Origin of the sequence: Enterobacter sp. 168J2 (genome assembly GCF_034107265.1) — a bacterium.
In the GTDB taxonomy this organism is placed as follows: Bacteria; Pseudomonadota; Gammaproteobacteria; order Enterobacterales; family Enterobacteriaceae; genus Enterobacter; species Enterobacter nematophilus.
Genome location: NZ_JAWNEB010000002.1, coordinates 248593 through 267465, shown reverse-complemented (window position 1 = coordinate 267465; position 18873 = coordinate 248593). Strand labels below are relative to the sequence as shown.

At 53.6% G+C, this 18873-nt stretch carries 23 protein-coding genes and 1 tRNA gene; 17 read left to right on the top strand and 7 right to left on the bottom strand.

What is annotated here, in order from left to right; translation table 11 throughout:
• Window positions 1–36: 36 nt before the first annotated feature.
• Genes yjjG through USG84_RS09395 form a run of 3 tightly spaced genes read right to left on the bottom strand, consistent with a single transcriptional unit; the run spans window position 37 to window position 1559 of the window.
• Window positions 37–714 carry a pyrimidine 5'-nucleotidase gene (gene yjjG / locus USG84_RS09405; RefSeq protein WP_061099311.1) on the bottom strand — a complete coding sequence of 226 codons (678 nt, stop codon included), beginning with the start codon at window positions 712–714 and terminating at the stop codon, window positions 37–39.
• A 19-nt stretch (window positions 715–733) separates the two neighbouring features.
• On the bottom strand, window positions 734–1177 hold the full coding sequence (rimI, locus tag USG84_RS09400; RefSeq protein WP_151413464.1) for a ribosomal protein S18-alanine N-acetyltransferase: 444 nt from the start codon (window positions 1175–1177) through the stop codon (window positions 734–736).
• Complete coding sequence (locus USG84_RS09395) at window positions 1146–1559, bottom strand: DNA polymerase III subunit psi (protein ID WP_041911296.1); 414 nt, start codon at window positions 1557–1559, stop codon at window positions 1146–1148. The genes rimI and USG84_RS09395 overlap by 32 nt, the downstream gene beginning before the upstream one ends.
• A gap of 102 nt (window positions 1560–1661) precedes the next feature.
• Between USG84_RS09395 and rsmC the strand changes: the two genes are divergently transcribed.
• On the top strand, window positions 1662–2690 hold the full coding sequence (gene rsmC, locus USG84_RS09390; protein WP_151413463.1) for a 16S rRNA (guanine(1207)-N(2))-methyltransferase RsmC: 1029 nt from the start codon (window positions 1662–1664) through the stop codon (window positions 2688–2690).
• 174 nt (window positions 2691–2864) lie between these two features.
• A tRNA-Leu gene (locus USG84_RS09385) sits at window positions 2865–2951 on the top strand.
• 41 nt (window positions 2952–2992) lie between these two features.
• Here USG84_RS09385 and USG84_RS09380 read toward each other — a convergent pair.
• A complete protein-coding gene (locus tag USG84_RS09380; RefSeq protein ID WP_032644970.1) occupies window positions 2993–3262 on the bottom strand; it encodes a DUF1435 domain-containing protein in 270 nt (89 codons plus the stop codon).
• 216 nt (window positions 3263–3478) lie between these two features.
• On the opposite strand from USG84_RS09380, the gene USG84_RS09375 reads away from it, so the two are divergent.
• Window positions 3479–4543: a GGDEF domain-containing protein gene (locus USG84_RS09375; RefSeq protein ID WP_253540613.1), complete on the top strand. Its 1065-nt coding sequence runs from the start codon at window positions 3479–3481 to the stop codon at window positions 4541–4543.
• A gap of 94 nt (window positions 4544–4637) precedes the next feature.
• Window positions 4638–5426, top strand: a complete 789-nt coding sequence (gene fhuF, locus USG84_RS09370; protein WP_253540610.1) for a siderophore-iron reductase FhuF — start codon at window positions 4638–4640, stop codon at window positions 5424–5426.
• Between the two features lie 97 nt (window positions 5427–5523).
• On the opposite strand, the gene USG84_RS09365 is transcribed toward fhuF, so the two are convergent.
• Window positions 5524–6870 carry a PTS sugar transporter subunit IIC gene (locus USG84_RS09365; RefSeq protein WP_253540607.1) on the bottom strand — a complete coding sequence of 449 codons (1347 nt, stop codon included), beginning with the start codon at window positions 6868–6870 and terminating at the stop codon, window positions 5524–5526.
• A gap of 328 nt (window positions 6871–7198) precedes the next feature.
• Here USG84_RS09365 and USG84_RS09360 point away from each other — a divergent pair, with 328 nt between their 5' ends.
• On the top strand, window positions 7199–7657 hold the full coding sequence (locus USG84_RS09360; protein ID WP_023331967.1) for a YbaK/EbsC family protein: 459 nt from the start codon (window positions 7199–7201) through the stop codon (window positions 7655–7657).
• Between the two features lie 38 nt (window positions 7658–7695).
• Here the strand turns inward: USG84_RS09360 and bglJ are convergent, their stop codons facing one another.
• Together bglJ and USG84_RS09350 are read right to left on the bottom strand one after the other, a co-directional pair.
• Complete coding sequence (bglJ, locus tag USG84_RS09355) at window positions 7696–8331, bottom strand: DNA-binding transcriptional activator BglJ (protein ID WP_151413535.1); 636 nt, start codon at window positions 8329–8331, stop codon at window positions 7696–7698.
• Window positions 8328–9065 (bottom strand): helix-turn-helix transcriptional regulator, encoded by a 738-nt coding sequence (locus USG84_RS09350; protein WP_061099319.1) that lies wholly within the window; start codon window positions 9063–9065, stop codon window positions 8328–8330. The genes bglJ and USG84_RS09350 overlap by 4 nt, the downstream gene beginning before the upstream one ends.
• A 411-nt stretch (window positions 9066–9476) precedes the next feature.
• Between USG84_RS09350 and USG84_RS09345 the strand changes: the two genes are divergently transcribed.
• The 12 genes from USG84_RS09345 to USG84_RS09290 all read left to right on the top strand — a co-directional run bounded on the left by USG84_RS09345 (window position 9477) and on the right by USG84_RS09290 (window position 18873).
• The gene (locus tag USG84_RS09345) at window positions 9477–10253 is read left to right on the top strand and encodes a threonine/serine ThrE exporter family protein (RefSeq protein ID WP_151413461.1); all 777 of its coding nucleotides are present in this window, start codon (window positions 9477–9479) and stop codon (window positions 10251–10253) included.
• The gene (locus USG84_RS09340; RefSeq protein WP_020885295.1) at window positions 10244–10717 is read left to right on the top strand and encodes a threonine/serine exporter; all 474 of its coding nucleotides are present in this window, start codon (window positions 10244–10246) and stop codon (window positions 10715–10717) included. Before USG84_RS09345 ends, USG84_RS09340 begins: the two co-directional genes overlap by 10 nt.
• Window positions 10718–10784: 67 nt before the next feature.
• On the top strand, window positions 10785–11426 hold the full coding sequence (locus USG84_RS09335; RefSeq protein WP_266179327.1) for a TetR family transcriptional regulator: 642 nt from the start codon (window positions 10785–10787) through the stop codon (window positions 11424–11426).
• A gap of 41 nt (window positions 11427–11467) precedes the next feature.
• Complete coding sequence (locus tag USG84_RS09330) at window positions 11468–11920, top strand: MarR family winged helix-turn-helix transcriptional regulator (RefSeq protein WP_151413460.1); 453 nt, start codon at window positions 11468–11470, stop codon at window positions 11918–11920.
• Window positions 11921–12004: 84 nt separating this feature from the next.
• A complete protein-coding gene (locus USG84_RS09325) occupies window positions 12005–12433 on the top strand; it encodes an organic hydroperoxide resistance protein (protein ID WP_013095463.1) in 429 nt (142 codons plus the stop codon).
• Between the two features lie 148 nt (window positions 12434–12581).
• Window positions 12582–13127: a primosomal protein DnaT gene (gene dnaT / locus USG84_RS09320; protein ID WP_061099322.1), complete on the top strand. Its 546-nt coding sequence runs from the start codon at window positions 12582–12584 to the stop codon at window positions 13125–13127.
• Window positions 13124–13861 (top strand): DNA replication protein DnaC, encoded by a 738-nt coding sequence (dnaC, locus tag USG84_RS09315; RefSeq protein ID WP_061099323.1) that lies wholly within the window; start codon window positions 13124–13126, stop codon window positions 13859–13861. Before dnaT ends, dnaC begins: the two co-directional genes overlap by 4 nt.
• Window positions 13862–13945: 84 nt before the next feature.
• Window positions 13946–14428: a DUF2501 domain-containing protein gene (locus USG84_RS09310; RefSeq protein WP_061099324.1), complete on the top strand. Its 483-nt coding sequence runs from the start codon at window positions 13946–13948 to the stop codon at window positions 14426–14428.
• Between the two features lie 268 nt (window positions 14429–14696).
• On the top strand, window positions 14697–16988 hold the full coding sequence (gene opgB, locus USG84_RS09305; RefSeq protein ID WP_320738249.1) for a phosphatidylglycerol--membrane-oligosaccharide glycerophosphotransferase: 2292 nt from the start codon (window positions 14697–14699) through the stop codon (window positions 16986–16988).
• Window positions 16989–17168: 180 nt separating this feature from the next.
• The gene (locus USG84_RS09300; RefSeq protein ID WP_151413459.1) at window positions 17169–17807 is read left to right on the top strand and encodes an EAL domain-containing protein; all 639 of its coding nucleotides are present in this window, start codon (window positions 17169–17171) and stop codon (window positions 17805–17807) included.
• A complete protein-coding gene (locus USG84_RS09295; RefSeq protein WP_151413458.1) occupies window positions 17804–18343 on the top strand; it encodes a helix-turn-helix transcriptional regulator in 540 nt (179 codons plus the stop codon). The genes USG84_RS09300 and USG84_RS09295 overlap by 4 nt, the downstream gene beginning before the upstream one ends.
• A gap of 32 nt (window positions 18344–18375) precedes the next feature.
• A complete protein-coding gene (locus USG84_RS09290) occupies window positions 18376–18873 on the top strand; it encodes a spore coat U domain-containing protein (protein ID WP_061099327.1) in 498 nt (165 codons plus the stop codon).

The following is an 18873-nucleotide window of genomic DNA, read 5'->3' as shown; positions in this document are numbered from 1 at the left end:
TTGCGGCTATTTTACCCATCAACGGGGGGCAGGCAATCATTGTTTACACAGGAGTTGCTCCAGTTCGGTCAATGACGTGACGGTCCAGGTTGGCTCAATGCCTTCAGGCTTCACGCGGCCATGCGCATTCAGCCAGACGGTGGACAAACCTGACTTCATACCGCCAAGAATATCAGACTCTGCGGTATCACCCACCATCAGCACGCGATCGCGGTCGGGATTACCGGCCTGCGCCAGCGCATAATCGAAAATCCGCGGATCTGGTTTTGGCACCCCAACCTCTTCGGAGATCACCAGCGCGTCGAAATGATCGCGCAGGCCGGTGCGCTCCAGGCGAATTTGCTGCAGCGCGGTGAAGCCGTTAGTGATGATTCCCAGTTTCACTTTCCCTTTCAACGCATTCAACAGAGAAACCGCACCCGGCAGCGGCGCGCAAATATCCGCCATCGCATTGAGAAACGCCTCGTTCAGCAAGCCTGGGCTCACGTTTAAGCGCTCCGCCCAAACGTCAAATCGCTGGTGCTGAAGCTGTAACGCAGTGATGGCACCGTTCTGGTAATCCACCCACAGCGGCTTATTCACCGCCTGATAGTCCTGAAAATCTTCAGCGGTGAAGGTCACGCTATAGTCGAGAAACATCCGCTGTAGGCCGCCGAACGAGTCAAACGTAAACAGCGTTTCGTCGGCATCAAAGAAAATCCAGTCCCATTTCATCGTTACAACCTTATATTCGTTATCCAATCGGCAGAGCCATGATAATGGCGTCTTCACGTCCCTCTGCGGTGGGGTAGTAGTTACGGCGAACTGTCGCCTCGTTAAAGCCTAAGCTTTCATAGAGCGCGATGGCGGCGATATTCGACGCGCGCACCTCCAGCCACAGGGTGAAAACGTCACGGGTTTCGAGCTTACGAATGAGATGCTCAAGCAGTTCTCTGCCCAGCCCACGGCGCTGAAACGCCGGGTCGACGGCGATGTTAAACAGCGTCGCCTCGTCAAGAACCACCTGCGTGATGGCAAACGCGGCCATGGTGCCGTCAACGTCCAGACGGTAGTTCAGATAGCGCTCGCCCTGATTGCTGGCAAACGTTTTTTCGCTCCACGGAAAGGCGTGGGCGCGTGTTTCAATCGCGAACGCTGCGGTCAGGTCAGGCGTCGTGAGGGAAGAAATCGTGTTCATATTCGCAGATTTGTTGCCATAGCGCGCTGCGCGCCTTCGGATTGGCTTTCAGCTCGTCCAGCGCTGGCGAGCTGATTTGACTCCCCTGAAGAGAGATGTCGTTTGTCTCTCCGATGCGCCAGCTGTTACAGCGGCTATCAGGAGGAAGCATCGCGACACGCTCTGGCGTCAGCTGTAAGACCTGGTCGGGCGTCAGCTTCAGGCTGCGAAGGACATCACCGATCAGGGGTTCATTCAGGGCAGGCAGTTCTTCCGCCACCATCACCAGCCGAACGTGGGCAGGGATGGAGATGGCGATTTCGCCCTGCAACGCCGTCGGGCGACGCAAAGCCCACTGGGTAATGCCCAGCTGCTGCAACTGCCAGTCTCGTCGGGATGTCATAGGGATAACTCCTGTCTCTCAGGCGCGCAAATATAGCAAATGTGTCGAAAGTGCGCCATCTACCTACTATAATCCCCGCCTGAGTTTATTGAGGAACAATTCATGTCTGCATTTACCCCGGCAAGTGAAGTCTTGCTGCGTCACAGTGATGATTTCGAAGAAAGCCGTATTCTGTTTGCCGGAGATATGCAGGATGACCTGCCCGCGCGTTTCGACTGTGCTGAAAGCCGTGCCCACACCCAATACTACCACCACTGGCAGGTGCTGAGCCGCCAGATGGGCGAGCGAGCGCGCTTCAGCCTGGTGGCGGAGCAGAGCGATATTGCCGACTGCGATACCCTGATCTACTACTGGCCGAAGAACAAGCCGGAAGCCCAGTTCCAGCTGATGAACCTGCTCTCCCTGCTGCCGGTTGGCTGCGATATTTTCGTGGTCGGTGAAAACCGCAGCGGTGTCCGTAGCGCCGAACAGATGCTGGAATCCTACGCGCCGCTGACCAAAGTTGACAGCGCGCGTCGCTGCGGCCTGTATCATGGCCGTCTGGAAAAGCAGACAACCTTTGATGCTCAGGCTTACTGGGACGAATACCAGCTTGACGGCCTGACCATCAAAACCCTGCCGGGCGTCTTCAGCCGTGACGCGCTGGATACGGGCAGCAAGCTGCTGCTCTCCACCCTGACGCCGCACACCAAAGGCAAAGTGCTGGACGTGGGCTGCGGCGCGGGCGTGCTTTCAACGGTGCTTGCCAGCCATTCACCAAAAGTGCGTTTAACCCTGTGCGACGTGAGCGCCCCGGCGGTAGAAGCCAGCCGCGCAACGCTTGCGGCCAACGGCATTGAAGGCGAGGTGATTGCCAGCAACGTCTTCTCTGACGTCACCGGCCGCTTTGACATGATTATCTCCAACCCGCCGTTCCACGACGGGATGGAAACCAGCCTCGAAGCTGCGCAAACCCTGATCCGTGGCGCGACTCGCCACCTCAATAGCGGCGGCGAGCTGCGCATCGTCGCGAACGCCTTCCTGGCGTACCCGAAAGTGCTGGACGAAACCTTCGGCTTCCACGAGGTGATCGCCCAGACGGGACGCTTTAAGGTCTACCGCACCGTGATGACGCGTCAGGCAAAGAAATAATTCGCCATACAATCCAGGCCGGATAAGCGCCAGCACCATCCGGCAAGCAGGCGTCTCAATTCCGTCCATTTTTGCAGCAATCAATAAAAGGCGCGCACTTTTCTGTTGACGTAAAGCTGAAAACATCTAGAATGCGCCTCCGTGGTTACGATACTTTTACAGTATCGATGGTATGCGAAGGTGGCGGAATTGGTAGACGCGCTAGCTTCAGGTGTTAGTGTCCTTACGGATGTGGGGGTTCGAGTCCCCCCCCTCGCACCAATTATCTTGCTTCCCTTCTGTAATGCCTCTTATTTTCCCTGTTATTTCAAACTCATCATTATCACCAGAATTGCGCTGACTAATGCGACGCATGATGGCAGTAAAACATAGTGGCGCAGGTGCTTATGCCAGATCATGCCTGACGTCATCAGCAGCCCTGACACAATGATGGCCTTCCAGCTTTCGATGGAGAGATCGGCAAACATCAAACCGCCCAGGATTACACCCGGCAGCAATACTCCCCATGCACTTCCCAGCGCCCTGTTCAACATACATCGCCCTTTCATAACGATAATGATAAACAATATCATATGATAAAAATTATCATTTGTCAGCGCAGTGAAGCAAAAAAGATCGCCCTTTACCCTTATGTAGAATGACAGAAATTTCCTAAGGTGATAAATTGCTCACCTGTTAACTACACATAAAGTTTTTCTTATAATTACGCTTTGAGTTTTTTGCATATTTTAGTGCGAAACCACACCTATTCATCTGTTTTAATTAAATTTTAATAAAAACGCACGACTATGACATCACAATCCTGGCGGTCTTTGGTTCAAAGAAAATATCAATTATCGTTACGTTTATTTTTATTTCTGAACGCAACTTCAGCCGTGTTCTCGGTAACAAACCCGCTCTATTCTGTACGCGTGTTTTCTGCCCCTCTGATTGCTATTTTCGCGATCAGTACTGGCCTGTTCGTCTGGCACTGGAAAAAGCGCGCGCGGAAGATAAATATTCCTGCCGTTTCAGCAATCTTCGGTATTTTGTGGGCCTGGCAAATTGATTCGAAATTTTCGCTAATTACCCATGACCAGGCGATGTATTTGATAATAGCTTTACTCACGGTGCTTTTTATCGGAACGCTGGCCTTCGCCAGTAATATCAAAGCATTTACGCTGCACTCGCTCCCCGGCTTTATTGTCTGCCTGTGGTTAAGCGATCAGGATATATGGCTAAGAATGTCCTATTCTTTCGCACTTCCTGTGGTGGCTATTGCCATTCATAACATTTTGCAACGGCGCAACGATCGCTTCGCCCAGGAGCTGCTCTCTCGCCTGCTGGAAGAACGGGAAACGCTGACCGATCTCAGCATGATGGACCCGCTTACCGGGCTCTATAATCGTCGCGGTCTGCAGAGCCGTCTGGAAAACCTGCCGGCGGTAGAAAACGGCGAACACTTTGTCCTTCTGATGGATATCGACCACTTCAAAGCCTATAACGACCATTACGGCCATATGATGGGTGACCAGGCACTGAAACGCGTCTCTGCGGCAATTCGTGATGCCGTCCGTTCGCGCGATATTGTGGCGCGTTTCGGTGGGGAAGAGTTCATGGTGCTGCTGACGAATATTTCACTTGAACACGCCCGCCATACGGCAGAGCGGATCCGTCAGAAAGTCTATGATTTGAAAATCCCCCATCTGTTCAACGAAAGCGTCGCCACCAACGTCACCATCAGCATCGGTATTGCCATTTTCGAAAATGAGGACGTGGAAGGCGCGCTGGAGAGAGCGGACAGAGCCCTCTATGAAGCAAAGCATTTAGGTCGCAATAACATTCTGCTGAGTGAAGAGCTACAAACCGCTTAAGCGCGTCGTCGGTTAATCAGGACAAAAGTCTTGCCATTGGTATGAGCAATAGTTAGGATTGGCAATCATTATCATTTAGATTTCTATCTCAACTATGGCTACGCATACCGCACACATCGTTGAACCACTCCTCTGGCGAGCGCCGCTCACCAGCGGGAATGCGTCGCTTGCGGATGCCATACGGGATAAGATTGCTAAGACGCGCGCCCACCTGTTGGACTTTATCAGGCTTGATGAAGCGCCCCCGCACCACGCAATGACGCTCGCTGAGTGGCAGCAGCCCTCTACGCTGCAGTCGCTGCTTGCAACCTATTCCGACCATATCTATCGCAATCAGCCGACCCTAACGCGGGAAAATAAACCTCTGCTTTCCCTGTGGGCACAGTGGTATATCGGGCTGATGGTTCCCCCGCTCATGCTGGCGGTGTTAACCCAAAAGAGCATGCTGGAGCTCTCCCCGGATCATTTTCACGTCGAGTTCCACGAAACCGGCCGAGCAGCCTGTTTCTGGATCGATCTGCACGAAGATCGCGGCGCAGAGCAGTTCTCTGCTCAGGAACGTCTGGAACAGCTTGTCATCCAGGCCCTGATCCCAGTGGTAGAGGCACTTGAAGCAACGGGAGAGATCAACGGGAAGCTTATCTGGAGTAATACCGGGTATTTAATTCACTGGTATTTAACGGAAATGAAGCCGCTGCTCGGCGATGAGAAAGTGGAGGCCCTGCGCCAGTCCTGCTTCTTTGCTAAACAGCTTTCCGATGGCCGCGATAACCCGTTATTCCGTACCGTTGTGCTCCGTGACGGGCTTCTGGTGCGTCGCACCTGCTGTCAGCGCTATCGCTTACCGGACGTTAAGCAGTGCGGGGATTGCACGCTGAAGTAGTAGGGTGCGGCCTGATGCCCTCACCCTGCCCCTCTCCCTCGGGGAGAGGGAACAAACACTAAAAACGGCAACCTGAAAGTTGCCGTTTTGCTTTTACCTAGGCCACCTGCTGATTGTCCTCTTCCGCGTTACGCTGCGCTTCTTCCTCTTCCTGCTCCAGCAGCTGTTTCTCGTACACTTTAAAGAACGGGAAGTAGATGATTGCCGATACGCAGGCCAGAACGACCACCAAGATAGCGGCGCGGAAATCCCAGCCCAGGGCCCATGCTGCGCCTATTGGCGCCGGTGCCGTCCAGGGTACGACGGAAATAACACGGCCAATCAGATCAAACGTCATCGCCGCCCAGGCCAGCACGGCGTTAACCATCGGGGCCAGCAGGAACGGAATAAAGAACACCGGGTTCATCACAATCGGCGTACCGAAGATAACGGGTTCGTTGATGTTGAAGAAGCTGGGCACCACGCTCAACCGGCCGATAGAGCGTAAATGCGCTGAACGACTGCGCAGATAGCAAATCACCAGCCCCATCGTCGCACCCGACCCGCCGATCACGATGAAGAACGTCCAGAAGGCTTCCATAAAAATATGTGGCAGAGGCTGACCGGCGGCCAGCGCGGTCTGGTTAGCCCCGAGGTTAGTCAGCCAGAACATCTGCAGCATGCCGGAGACAATGGCCGCCCCGTGGATACCGGCGAACCACAGCAGATGCCCAATCAACACCGCCAGCAGGATCGCGGGCAGTGAATCCGCCGCGGAAACCAGGGGCTTGAAGATGGACATAATTGCCTGCGGGATCAGCATGTCAAACTGAGACTGAATCACCAGGCTCAGCGGATAAAGCGTTAACACCACCACTAGCACAGGGATCAGCAGGTCAAAGGAGTTTTTGATCATCGGCGGCACCTGGTCCGGCAGGCGAATACCGATGTTGTGCGCTTTCAGGAAACGCATCATCTCAACGCAGTAAATCGCCACCAGAATGGCGGTAAAAATACCCGTTCCACCCAGGCTGTCGACGGGAAGCGTGCCTTTAGTTTTAGGGGCCGCAACCAGCAGAAACGCCATCAGCGACAGCATGGCGCACATGAACGGATCCAGCTGGTGTGTTTTGACATAATGTTTGCCGAGGTTATAGGCGATGGCCGCGCAGATATAAATGGACATAATGCCCATGGTCATATCAAACGGCGTCAGGATCTGGCCTTCAAACTGCTTCGCCATATCCAGCCAGGCGCGCGCAAAACCCCAGGTGGTATCAGGCGAAAACGGTGGGTAAGCAAACACTAATAAAAATGAACCCACAATCATGAACGGCATCGCGGAGATAAACCCATCACGAATAGCCATGACATGACGCTGGGACGAGATCCGCCCGGCAATCGGGCTCACGTAATTTTCAACGAAACGGAATATCAGATTAAACGCAGCATGGTTGGCAGACATGGTTGATCTCCTGTCAGACGTTTATTACGGGCGCACTCGCGCCGCACGTTGTTCCATAAATCAGCTTCACAACCTTGCTGGCTTGCGTACCAGCGGTACTGCTCAGACGAAATGGTTTCATAATTGGCTCTTATTATTGGATACAGGGGACGTTACATACTCAGTATTAATCTACGCATCACGCTCTGCAACCGGTTACTGTAACCGGTTTCCGTGATTGTGAAGAGGATCCAGAAATCAGCCATCCTGGATATTTGTTACTTAAGAGATATTTACAGAGCATAAATTCTTATGACAGATTACGCAGGATATTTGTCAGGAGGAAACAATGAGTTTGCAGTCCGTACAGCAGTTTTTTGCCGACAACGCGCCGGAGATAGAGGTAATTGAGCTTAGCCAGAGTACGGCTACCGTTGCGCTGGCTGCTGCCGCCCACCGCGTAGAGCCGGGACAAATCGCCAAAACCCTATCGTTGAAGGTTAAAAATGAGGTGATTCTGGTCGTGGCGAAGGGTGATGCGCGCCTGGATAACAAAAAGCTGAAAGACACGTTTGGCGCGAAAGCGCGCATGCTCAGCAGTGATGAAGTGGTTACCGTTACTGGTCATCCCGTTGGTGGCGTCTGCCCGTTCGGACTGGAAAACCCACTTGCGGTTTACTGCGATATCTCGTTAAAACAATACGCTGAAGTGCTCCCCGCCGCTGGCGCAATCCACAGTGCCGTACGTATTTCTCCAGACAGAATGGCAGAGCTGACATCCGCAAAGTGGGTTGATGTGTGCATCTGAATGATGCGCCAGAGCGTATCTGGCGCGCAAAAGGCAGGTTACAAAAATGTCGGTTTGCTTAGCCCGGCAGTTCGCGGTTCTCTAACCGGGAGATGGGTAAGAATATCCGCTGCATCAAGCAACCCTACGTCAGAATTCACCCCCAGCTTCACCATCGCATTAAACTTATGCGCGCGAATAGTCTTGATATTGCGTTCGAGGTGCGCCGCTATTTCAGGGATGGAATATCCGCATGACATATAACGCAAAATTGCTCTTTCCGTTGGGCTTAACATTCGGTTCTGACTGCAGTACCAGTGGTTAAGCATATTGTCATTAATGCGCAGCGTTTCGCTCAACAATACCACTAGCTCCTTCAGCAGGTGTTCAAGGGTCACCGATTTACTGACCACACCATGGAGACGTGAAGGCGAAAGATGGCTAATCAACCGAGCCTCCATCTCATCCGAGACCAGGATAATGCGCTGAATATGGCTATGCGTAAACGCGAGATCTCGCAGATGCGCCAGGCAGTTACGTCGTTCTTCTCGCGCATCGGAAAGCGAATAGATCAGCGAGAAAAAATTCACGTGATGCAGAGCTTTCTTAAAGCCATCAAAATCATTAAACAGGTGCAGTTGATATTGGCTGAGTTCAGACTGCGTAAAAAGATGCTGCAGCCCGACCGCACTCATCGAGCAATTTTCGATGATGGCGATATGTCTTGTTGAATCGGTTTTTTCCATTCCTCGAACTCTCCATAGGCTGACATTAAACTCAGCTCTCTCATTCCCTGTGTACTGTTGATCCAGGCGTACATGTCGGCATTACTCCGCAATGACAGCCTTCGCATCGCACTGTTTTTCTGCGCACTGATCGTTTTATTGCTCTTTTTAAGCAACGTAGCGATTTGGTTAATCCCCCACCCTTTGCCTAACAGGCGAAGCACCTTACGTTCTGAGTGCGTGAGCGCAATAAAGTGTTCGTCGTCATCTTCACTTTCCTCGGGTTCTGGGGTTAATAACGTCTGGCTTATCCGCTCTGCGCGTTCACTCCCTGCCCGGATAGCGTTAACGACACCTTCGATAGGTTCCATATCAGAAAGCAGCGTGCTTTCCGGCCGCATAAGCAGCTCAACGGCAATAGGGTAAAACGGCCGGGAAACCAAAAAGATCCAGTGGATATCCCGGTATTGGTTCAGTAAGCGGTAATACTCTTCGAGCGTACCCCGTGGGTTCCTGTATTCGCCTGAAACATCAGCGATAATCACGTCTGCGCGACGCAGCTGAAGCAGGGTTAATTCCTGCAGTGAGCGGCAGTAGGTCAATTCAAAATCAGGGAAATGACGTGCCATTACGTCCCCTAGCCCATTTTGCATTACGGGTATCCGGCTAATGACAACGCCATGCTTACCAGGCAGTGATAACATAGACCCTCCGTGTCCATTTTTCATTTGATGAGTAACCTTAAAACGCATCAATGTAGAAGTATTTTCGTCCCTGAGTGTAAAACGGATTAATACAAGCAGAAGATGATATATTTTCTTAGTTTAAGAAACGCCTAAAACAGCGCTAATATCTCACAAAGCGCAAATAAATTTAATTCCGCAGCCATTAAAATAACGACAATATAAAGTTAGAATAACTTAATATAAATATTTTATATTTCTAGATTAATAATTCACGGAATTAATAAATTAAACCAAAAGTCTTTCGTGACGGGGTTTGCCACTGTTTGCACAAACCTTGATCTGGTCCAAAGCAAAGGTCACCGCACTTTGTGCTAAAAGTAGGCATTACGGGCCAACCGGCAACCATCCACCTTATCTTCGGGACAATACATGCAGGCAGATCGGTCAACGCAGCGTGCTATCACGCGGCTCTGTATTCAGTGCGGTCTTTTCCTGCTCCAGCACGGCGCGGAAAGCGCGCTGGTCGAGGAGCTTTCAACCCGGCTGGGGCTGGCGCTGGGGATGGACAGCGTTGAGAGCGCTATCTCATCCAACGCCATTGTGCTGACCACCATTAAAGACGGGCAGTGTCTTACGTCCACCCGTAAAAACCACGACCGAGGCATTAACATGCACGTTGTAACCGAGGTCCAGCACATCGTCATCCTGGCCGAGCATAAGCTTCTCGATCTCAAGGAGATTGAAAAACGTTTTAACCAAATCAAGCCATTACGTTACCCACGCTGGCTGGTCGTCCTCATGGTGGGGCTGTCGTGCGCCTGTTTTTGTAAGCTCAACAAAGGCGGCTGGGACGGCGCGATCGTCACCTTTTTCGCCAGCAGTATCGCCATGTACGTGCGCCAGCTGCTGACGCACCGGCAGCTGCACCCGCAAATTAACTTCTGCATCACCGCGTTTGTTGCCACCACGGTGTCCGGCCTGCTGCTGCGCCTGCCGCAGTTTGCCGCGGCCCCGACGATTGCGATGGCCGCCAGCGTGCTTCTGCTGGTGCCGGGCTTCCCGCTGATTAACGCCGTCGCCGACATGTTTAAAGGGCACATCAATACCGGGCTGGCACGCTGGGCTATCGCCAGCCTGCTGACGCTGGCGACCTGCATCGGCGTGGTGATGGCAATGACGCTGTGGGGGCTACGCGGATGGGCGTGATAGATTTTCTGCTGGCGCTGGCACAGGACATGCTCCTGGCCGCCATTCCTGCCGTCGGCTTTGCGATGGTATTTAACGTTCCGCAACGCGCTCTGCCGTGGTGTGCGCTGCTGGGCGCAATTGGCCACGGCTCGCGAATGGTGATGATGACGGCGGGCTTTAACATCGAATGGTCGACGTTTATGGCCTCTATGCTGGTCGGCAGCATCGGTATTCAGTGGTCGCGCTGGTATCTGGCGCATCCGAAAGTGTTCACCGTCGCCGCCGTTATCCCGATGTTCCCCGGCATATCTGCCTATACGGCGATGATTTCCGCGGTGAAAATCAGCCATTTTGGCTACACCGAGCCGCAGATGATTCTTCTTCTGAGCAACTTTCTTAAGGCGTCCTCCATCGTCGGCGCGCTCTCTATCGGGCTGTCAATACCCGGGCTATGGCTCTACCGCAAACGCCCGCGCGTTTGATATTTGTGTTATTTCGCTGCCGTGGAGATAATCTTTCTGGTCCGTTTGGTAAAAATAAGGAAAGGATGTGGCTAACCCTGGCAGCGAAAACCCAGAACACAGTGAAGAATCGAGCCTGAAGGAGAAAATTTTTCAGAGCGCTATCGCGCTGTTTGCCGAATTTGGACTGAACGGCGCCCGCATGGAGCAGATCGCGGAGAAAGCGGGTACTACCAAACGCATGGTGGTTTACCATTTTAAAAACAAAGAAAACCTCTACCTTCTCGTCCTGGAATACGTTTACACCCAAATTCGCGCCAGTGAAAAGGCGCTTAGCCTGGCGGATATGCCTCCCGTCGAAGCGCTGGTCCATCTGGTTGAAGCCACCTTTGACTATCACGCCGACCACCCGGATTACATCCGCATTATCTGCATGGAAAACATGCAGCGCGGCCGTTTTATGCAGCAGTCAAACTATCTGCGTCAGGTCAACCGCAGCGCGCTCGACCTGCTGGAAGGGATCCTGCGCCGGGGCAAAGAAAAACAGCTTTTCAGCCAGACGGTTGACGCCCGCGACCTTCACCGTCTGATCAGCAGCTTCAGCTTTCACTACGTTGCCAACAGCTACACCTTCACCCTGCTGTTTGAAGAGGGTGCAGACGAGCAGGCCCAGCGCCAGCACTACCGTAAAATGGCCGTTCAGGTGGCGCTGCGTTATACCTGCCCATAAAATTGCTTGCAATTAAATCGCACACAACCTATATTCATTTCATGAACGCAAAAACGAACGACACGACCGCTGGGCTCCTGCTGGATAACCAGCTCTGTTTTGCCCTTTATTCGGCAAATCTGGCGCTTAATAAGCTGTACCGGCAACTGCTGGCGCCGCTGAACCTGACTTACCCGCAATATCTGGTGATGCTGGTGCTGTGGGAACAGGATGACGTGACGGTGTCGGACATCGGTGAACGGCTGTTCCTTGACTCCGCAACGCTGACGCCGCTGCTGAAGCGTCTGGAAAGCGCAGGGCTAATCAACCGCCACCGCTCGCGTAAAGATGAACGTCAGGTCGCCGTCACGCTGACTGAAGCCGGACGTGAACTTCAGCAGCAGGCATTGGGAATCCCACATGCGGTGGGGTGCGCCGCACAGTGTGATACCGACACCATGCTGGCGCTCAAGCAGCAGCTGGAACTTTTGCGACAACAGATTCAACGCGCGTGAGGCTATACTTTACGCGTCTTTATTTAGCCATATATATCGCGCGCTATTTAATAGCACATACAAAAGTAAGATGAGGAACCTGCCATGTCTTTAGAAAAAGTTGTTTATACCGCCAAAGCAAAAGCCACCGGAGGCCGTGACGGCCGCGCAACCTCTTCCGATGGCGTACTGGACGTTAAACTGGGCGTGCCGAAAGAGATGGGCGGCATGGGTGGAGAAGTCACGAACCCTGAGCAGCTTTTTGCTGCGGGTTACTCTGCCTGTTTCCTGGGCGCGATGAAGTTTGTGGCGGCGCGGGACAAATTTACCCTGCCAAAAGAGGCATTTATTGAAGGCGAAGTGGGTATCGGCCCGCTGCCAACCGGTTTTGGTATCGAAGCAAAACTGAATATCCACGTTGAAGGTATGGATCCTGCGGAAGCCAAAAAGCTGGTCGACGCGGCGCATATCGTTTGCCCTTACTCTAACGCGACCCGCGGTAACATCGACGTGACCCTGAATATCATCGCGTGATAACTGCCTGATGGCGCTGCGCTTTTCAGGTCTACGACTGTAGTCCCGGTAAGCGCAGCGCCACCGGGGAAATCCCCTCCATCCCCTCCCCCTCTCTGTGCTACCATAAGCCCATATCACGCCCGTAGTAATCAGTTGAGTAAGCGTTATGTCCTCCAGAATTCTGACCACCAGCATTGCTGGCATTGATGCCTTTATGCGCGACCCACGCGGTGTGTTGACCCACGCCGAAGGCGGCACGGTTGCGGTTTTTGCCGACAACGCGCCGGCGTTTTACGCAATCACGCCGGAACGTCTGGCGCAGCTTCTGGAGATCGAAGCGCAGTTGTCACGCCCGGCGAGCGACGTCACGCTGGATAACCAGTTCTTTGAAGAACCGGTTAATACCCCACTGACCGTTCCGATGGGCAAATTTGCCCTTTACGCGGGCTGGCAGCCTGATGTGGATTTCCAGCGGCAGGCTGCACTGTGGGGCATTGCGTTAACCCAGCCAGCCACCGCGGAAGAGCTCGCCGCGTTTATCGCCTGGTGGCAGGCGGAAGGCAAAGTGTTCACCCACGTTCAGTGGCAGCAAAAGCTCGCGCGTCATCTTCAAATTACCCGCGCCAGCAACAATGGGCAGCCAAAGCGCGACATCAACGCGTTTTCAGAACCGGATAAACAGATCCCCAGCGGATTCCGAGGTGCGAAATGAAGAACGTCGGCGACCTGATGAAACGTCTGCAAAAAATGATGCCAGCCAACGTGAAGCCCGCTTTCACTACGGGTGAAGAGCTGCTGGCGTGGCAAAAGGAGCAAGGTGAAATTCGTGCCGCCGCGCTCGCCCGCGAAAACCGGGCGATGAAAATGCAGCGCACCTTTAACCGCTCCGGTATTCGTCCCCTGCACCAGAACTGCTCGTTTGATAACTATAAAATTGAGACCAGCGGGCAGATGAACGCGCTTGCCGCCGCGCGTCAGTACGTGGATGAATTTGACGGCAATATCGCGAGCTTCATTTTTAGCGGCAAGCCCGGCACCGGAAAAAACCACCTCGCAGCCGCCATCTGCAACGAGCTGCTTCTGCGCGGTAAATCAGTTCTCATCATCACCGTGGCCGACATCATGTCCGCCATGAAAGATACCTTCAGCAACCGTGAAACCAGCGAAGAGCAGCTGCTTAACGATCTGAGCAATGTGGATCTCCTGGTCATCGACGAGATTGGCGTTCAGACGGAATCCCGTTATGAAAAGGTCATCATTAACCAGATTGTCGATCGCCGCTCTTCGTCCAAACGTCCCACCGGCATGCTGACGAACCACAACATTGACGAGATGACCCGCCTACTGGGCGAACGCGTCATGGACCGCATGAAGCTGGGCAACAGTCTGTATGTCATCTTCGACTGGGACAGTTACCGCAGCCGCGTTACCGGCAAAGAGTATTAAGACAGTTCCAGGAATCGCCAGCAGGGCGCAGGTATATACTGGAACCCCTTCCGGCCCAAAACGGACCTTTTTGAGAAAGCCATTATGAAAAAACAGATTCTTATCAGCACCTTTTTAGGCGCGCTGCTGGTTACCGGCGCAGCGCAAGCGGCTTCGTGGCAAGAGTCCCTGTCAAGCGCAGCAAATGAGCTGACCAAAGAGAGCGGCAGCGCCCAGGGCGGGCTCTCGGCCTCTTCTCTCACCAGCCTGCTGAGCAACAGCTCCCAGAGCCTGAGCGCGGGCACGATGAACAACGCGGCGGGGATTCTGGAATATTGCGCGAAGCAAAAGCTGGCCTCGGTGACCGACGCGCAAAACGTGAAAAATCAGGTGCTGGGTAAACTGGGTCTCGACACGCAGGAGCAAAAAGCGGATACCAGCTATATGGACGGCATTCAGGGTCTGCTCAACGCGCAAAACGGCCAACAGCTTAACCTGAGCACCCTCGGCAACTCCTCTCTGGCAAAACAGGTGAAAACCAAAGCCTGCGATCTGGTGCTGAAACAAGGCGTTAATTTCATCTCCTGATCCGCCCCATTTTCTGCCACAACACGCCGCGTTTAATGCGATAGGCTTGCATCGCGGCGTTAAACGAGCGTTTTTCCTACCTGCCACCGTCTCAGCGTCCGTTTGTCAGGATGCGACCACCCTCATAAAAACGATTTTATAAACCAAATCCTAACAACAGCACACTTTCGTGACACTAAAATTGCAGCTAAACGACATCGCCATTACATTGTCTTACCAAAAATAAACAGTTAGCCAGCGAAGCACCTGGCGTCATGAGGATATGCTGTTGTCAGAATTCATCTCTCTTATCCTTTTTCTGGCTTCCATCGGCGTTTATGCCTGGAAAGCCGGCCGTAACACCTGGTGGTTTATCGCCACGCTGGTGGTACTCGGCATTTTTATCATTTTAAACATTACCTTATACGCCAGCGATTACTTTACCGGCGACGGCATTAACGATGCTGTGCTCTACACCCTGACGAACAGCCTGACGGGCGCAGGGGTGGGTAAATACATCCTGCCGGGGCTGGGACTGCTCGTGGCGCTGGTGACGATTTTCGGCGCGCTCGCCTGGGTGCTGCGCCGCCGCCGTCATCTCCCTCACCATCATGGCTACAGCCTGCTGGCGCTTTTCCTGGCGCTGGCCTCCGTCGACGCCAGCCCCGCGTTTCATCAGATCACCGAGCTTGTAAAATCCCAGTCGCGCGACGGCGATCCGGACTTCGTGGCCTATTACAAAGAGCCGTCGAAAACGATCGCTAACCCGAAGCTAAATCTTGTCTACATCTACGGTGAAAGCCTGGAGCGCACCTACTTTGATAACGAGGCGTTTCCGAACCTCACGCCGGAACTGGGCGCGCTGAAAAACGAAGGTCTCGATTTCAGCCACACCATGCAGCTGCCCGGCACGGATTACACTATCGCCGGAATGGTGGCTTCCCAGTGCGGTATCCCGCTGTTCGCGCCTTTTGAAGGCAACGCCTCCGCCTCGATGTCGACGTTCTTCCCGCAGAATATTTGCCTGGGCGATATCCTGAAAAACTCCGGCTATGAAAACTACTTTATGCAGGGAGCAAACCTGCGCTTTGCCGGAAAAGACGTGTTCCTGAAATCCCACGGTTTTGACCACCTGTACGGCTCGGAAGAGTTAAAAACCACGGTTGCCGATCCGACCTACCGCAACGACTGGGGCTTCTATGACGATACGGTGCTGGACGAAACCTGGAAGAAATTCGAGGAGCTTTCCCGCGCCGGGAAGCGTTTTTCTCTCTTTGCGCTGACGGTAGATACGCACCATCCGGACGGGTTCGTCTCGCGCACCTGTAAGCGCAAAAGCTATGACGTGGACGGCAAAAACAACAAGTCTTTCAGCGCCGTGACCTGTAGCCAGGAGCATATCGCCGCGCTGGTCGAAAAAATCAAAGCCTCGCCCTGGTTTAAAAACACCGTCATCGTGGTCTCGTCCGATCACCTGGCGATGAAAAACAGCGCGTGGGATCGGCTCAACAAGCAGGACCGCAGCAATCTGTTCTTCGTTCTGCGCGGCGACCAGCCGCAGCAGGAGTTAATCGCCACCAAACGCAACTCCATGGATAACGGCGCGACGGTGCTGGATATTCTGGGCGGCGACAACTTTATTGGCCTGGGGCGCAGCACGCTGTCCGGGCAATCCCTGTCGGAAGTGTTCCTCAACATGAAGGAGAAAATCCTCGCCTGGAAGCCCGACATCATCCGCCTGTGGAACTTCCCTAAAGAGATGAAGGACTTCACCGTCGATCGGGATAAAAACACCGTTGCCTTCTCCGGCAGCAACTTCCGCCTGCCGCTGCTGGTGCGGGTGTCGGATAGCCGCGTCGAACCGCTGCCGGAGAGCGAATATTCCGCGCCGCTGCGCTTCCAGCTGGCCGATTTCGCCCCTCGCGATAACTTCGTCTGGATTGACCGGTGTTACAAAATGGGTCAGCTCTGGTCGCAGCCGCTGGCGCTCTCTACAGACTGGTGCGTCTCTCAGGGCCAGCTTGGCGGGGAGCAAACCGTGCAGCATGTCGACAAAGCCCAGTGGCAAGGCAAAACCGCCTTTAAAGATACGGTGATTGATACGGCGCGCTATCAGCACAACATCGACATGCTGAAAATCGTCGACAACGACATTCGCTATAAAGCGGACAGCTTCATCTTTAACGTGGCCGGCGCGCCTGAAGAAGTGAAGCAGTTTAGCGGCATCTCCCGTCCGGAGTCCTGGGGACGCTGGTCAAACGCGCAGCTGGGCAACGAGGTGAAAATTGAGTACACCCATCCGCTGCCAGAGCAATTTGATCTGGTGATCACAGCAAGAGCGTACGGACCCAACGCGAATAAGCCCGTGCCGGTGCGCGTGGGCGATGAGGAGCAGACGCTGACGCTTGGAAATGACGTAAGCACTCACACGCTGCATTTCACCAATCCATCGCGCAGCAATACCCTGGTGATTGTGCCGCCTGACCCGCAGCCCACCAATGAAGGAAATATTCTCGGCCATTCACCGCGCCAGCTCGGGATAGGTATGGTTGAAATTAAAATCGTCGGAAAACAAGGCTAACGCATTCTCCGCCCGGCGTTCTGCCGGGCGGTTATGAAAATAAAAAATTCTATATAAAGATTATAAATTAGATAAAAACGCTTTATATCATGCATTTTTATTTATAAATATCCCACCAAAAGCCCACTCTATAAAATTCACAGCTCCTGAAATCACCACGGAGCGTTACACACTTTTATCATGCTAACCGGCTATAAGTTCGAGTCCATCCGGGCACTGCGCAGTGAAAATGTGATTGCCTGGGAGGTATTGTCCACGGCAAAGCCCCACGTCAATCTTGAAGACTACTTTAGCTCAATGCCTTCTACGCAGCGTAAAGAGCACTTCTTTGCGCAGCTTCGCCATACCCTGACTTGCAAAGAAGGCGACAAGTATTACCTCAACGCGACATCGGATTTACTGCTGGAACCGGACTTCCTCGACAGGCTGAAAGAAGAAACCTCCTGCCCGGAGAGGCTGGCTATCGAAGTTACCGACCTCCATACGATGGTACAACTCGACGATATGCAAAGCCGATCCCTGCGAACAAGCATCGCGATGCTCCATCAGTGGGGCATAGAAGTGTGGGCCGACGACGTCTGCGAAGACATTCTCCCCGAGCTGCTTGCCAGCCAGATCCGCTTCTGCGGCGTCAAGATAGACAAACATACCTTCTGGAGCGGACGTACCGAGCAGGCGAAGTTCCTGCACCTCACCCGTCAGTACAAGCGTGTCGCCAGTAAGGTACTCATAGAGGGCATCGAAACCGCGGGCGATTTCGCGCTGGCCCGCGCCAGCGTGGCCGACTACGGTCAGGGTTATCTGTGGGGTATGAAATGACGCCTTTCATCCGGAATGCGGGCTATCAGGTCATCGTCCTGAGCAGCAACGCGTTTTTGTGGCTCGGCCTCCATTCGATAATAGCGACGGCCGTGTCCCCTCGTCCTGAAGCGTACTGGATCAACAACGTCACGCCAGAAGGGCTGCTGCGCCTGCAGGAGCTGCTCAACGCGCACGTCGGGCAGAGCTGGCTGCTATTTACGGACACCGCCTGGGTCAACGACGTTAACGCCTTGCCGGGCAGTGAGCGGGTCAGAGTGGTCCCGGGCAATGTTTCCCTTGCCCAGCTGAGCCACTGCTTTAGCGACATGACCTTCTCTTTCGACAATACCGCCACGCTCACGTACCAGGAAATGCGGGTTTGCATGCTGTTTCATAAAGGTTTCAGCCCGGTGCGTATCGCACAAATCCTCAACAAGTCACCGAAAACGATCTACACCCACAGGCGTAACGCGATGAACAAATTTTGCTGCCATAGCCTTGCGGAATTCCATCGAAAACTCTGCCTGCTGGACGCTCTGGCCACTTCTTTGTAATTGCACTGTTATTTACGTCAGGAAATAAGCTTATGAAAATTATCTCAACTATCGTATGTTGCTCCGCTCTCCTGCTTCCTGCCGCTGCGATCGCCGCAGACAGCACCGCAAGCGCGACGATGCACGTTTCACTTGAGGTGGTAAAATCCTGCACCCTCAAAGCCAACGACCTTAATTTCTCACGCCACGGCTCGGATGAATCAAGCGAAATTCAGGCCAAAACGCAGGTCGATATTGTCTGTACCAACGGTACGCCGTTCACCCTCTCCGCCACCAGCAACGATAGCAGCGAAAACGGCACCTTCTGGCTGAAGCCTGAAAACGGTGAAACGGGCGCACAGAAGATTGCGTGGAAACTTTTTGCCGATGAGGGCAAACAGACGCAGATCACCAGCACCGATGGGCTGACCGATACCGGCAACGGTATGGAGCAGGAAGAGACGCTGTATGGCGTGATTGACGCAGGGGCGCTGACGACCGCGCAGGCGGGCGCCTACAGCGATGATGTCACCTTAAATCTGGTGTATTGA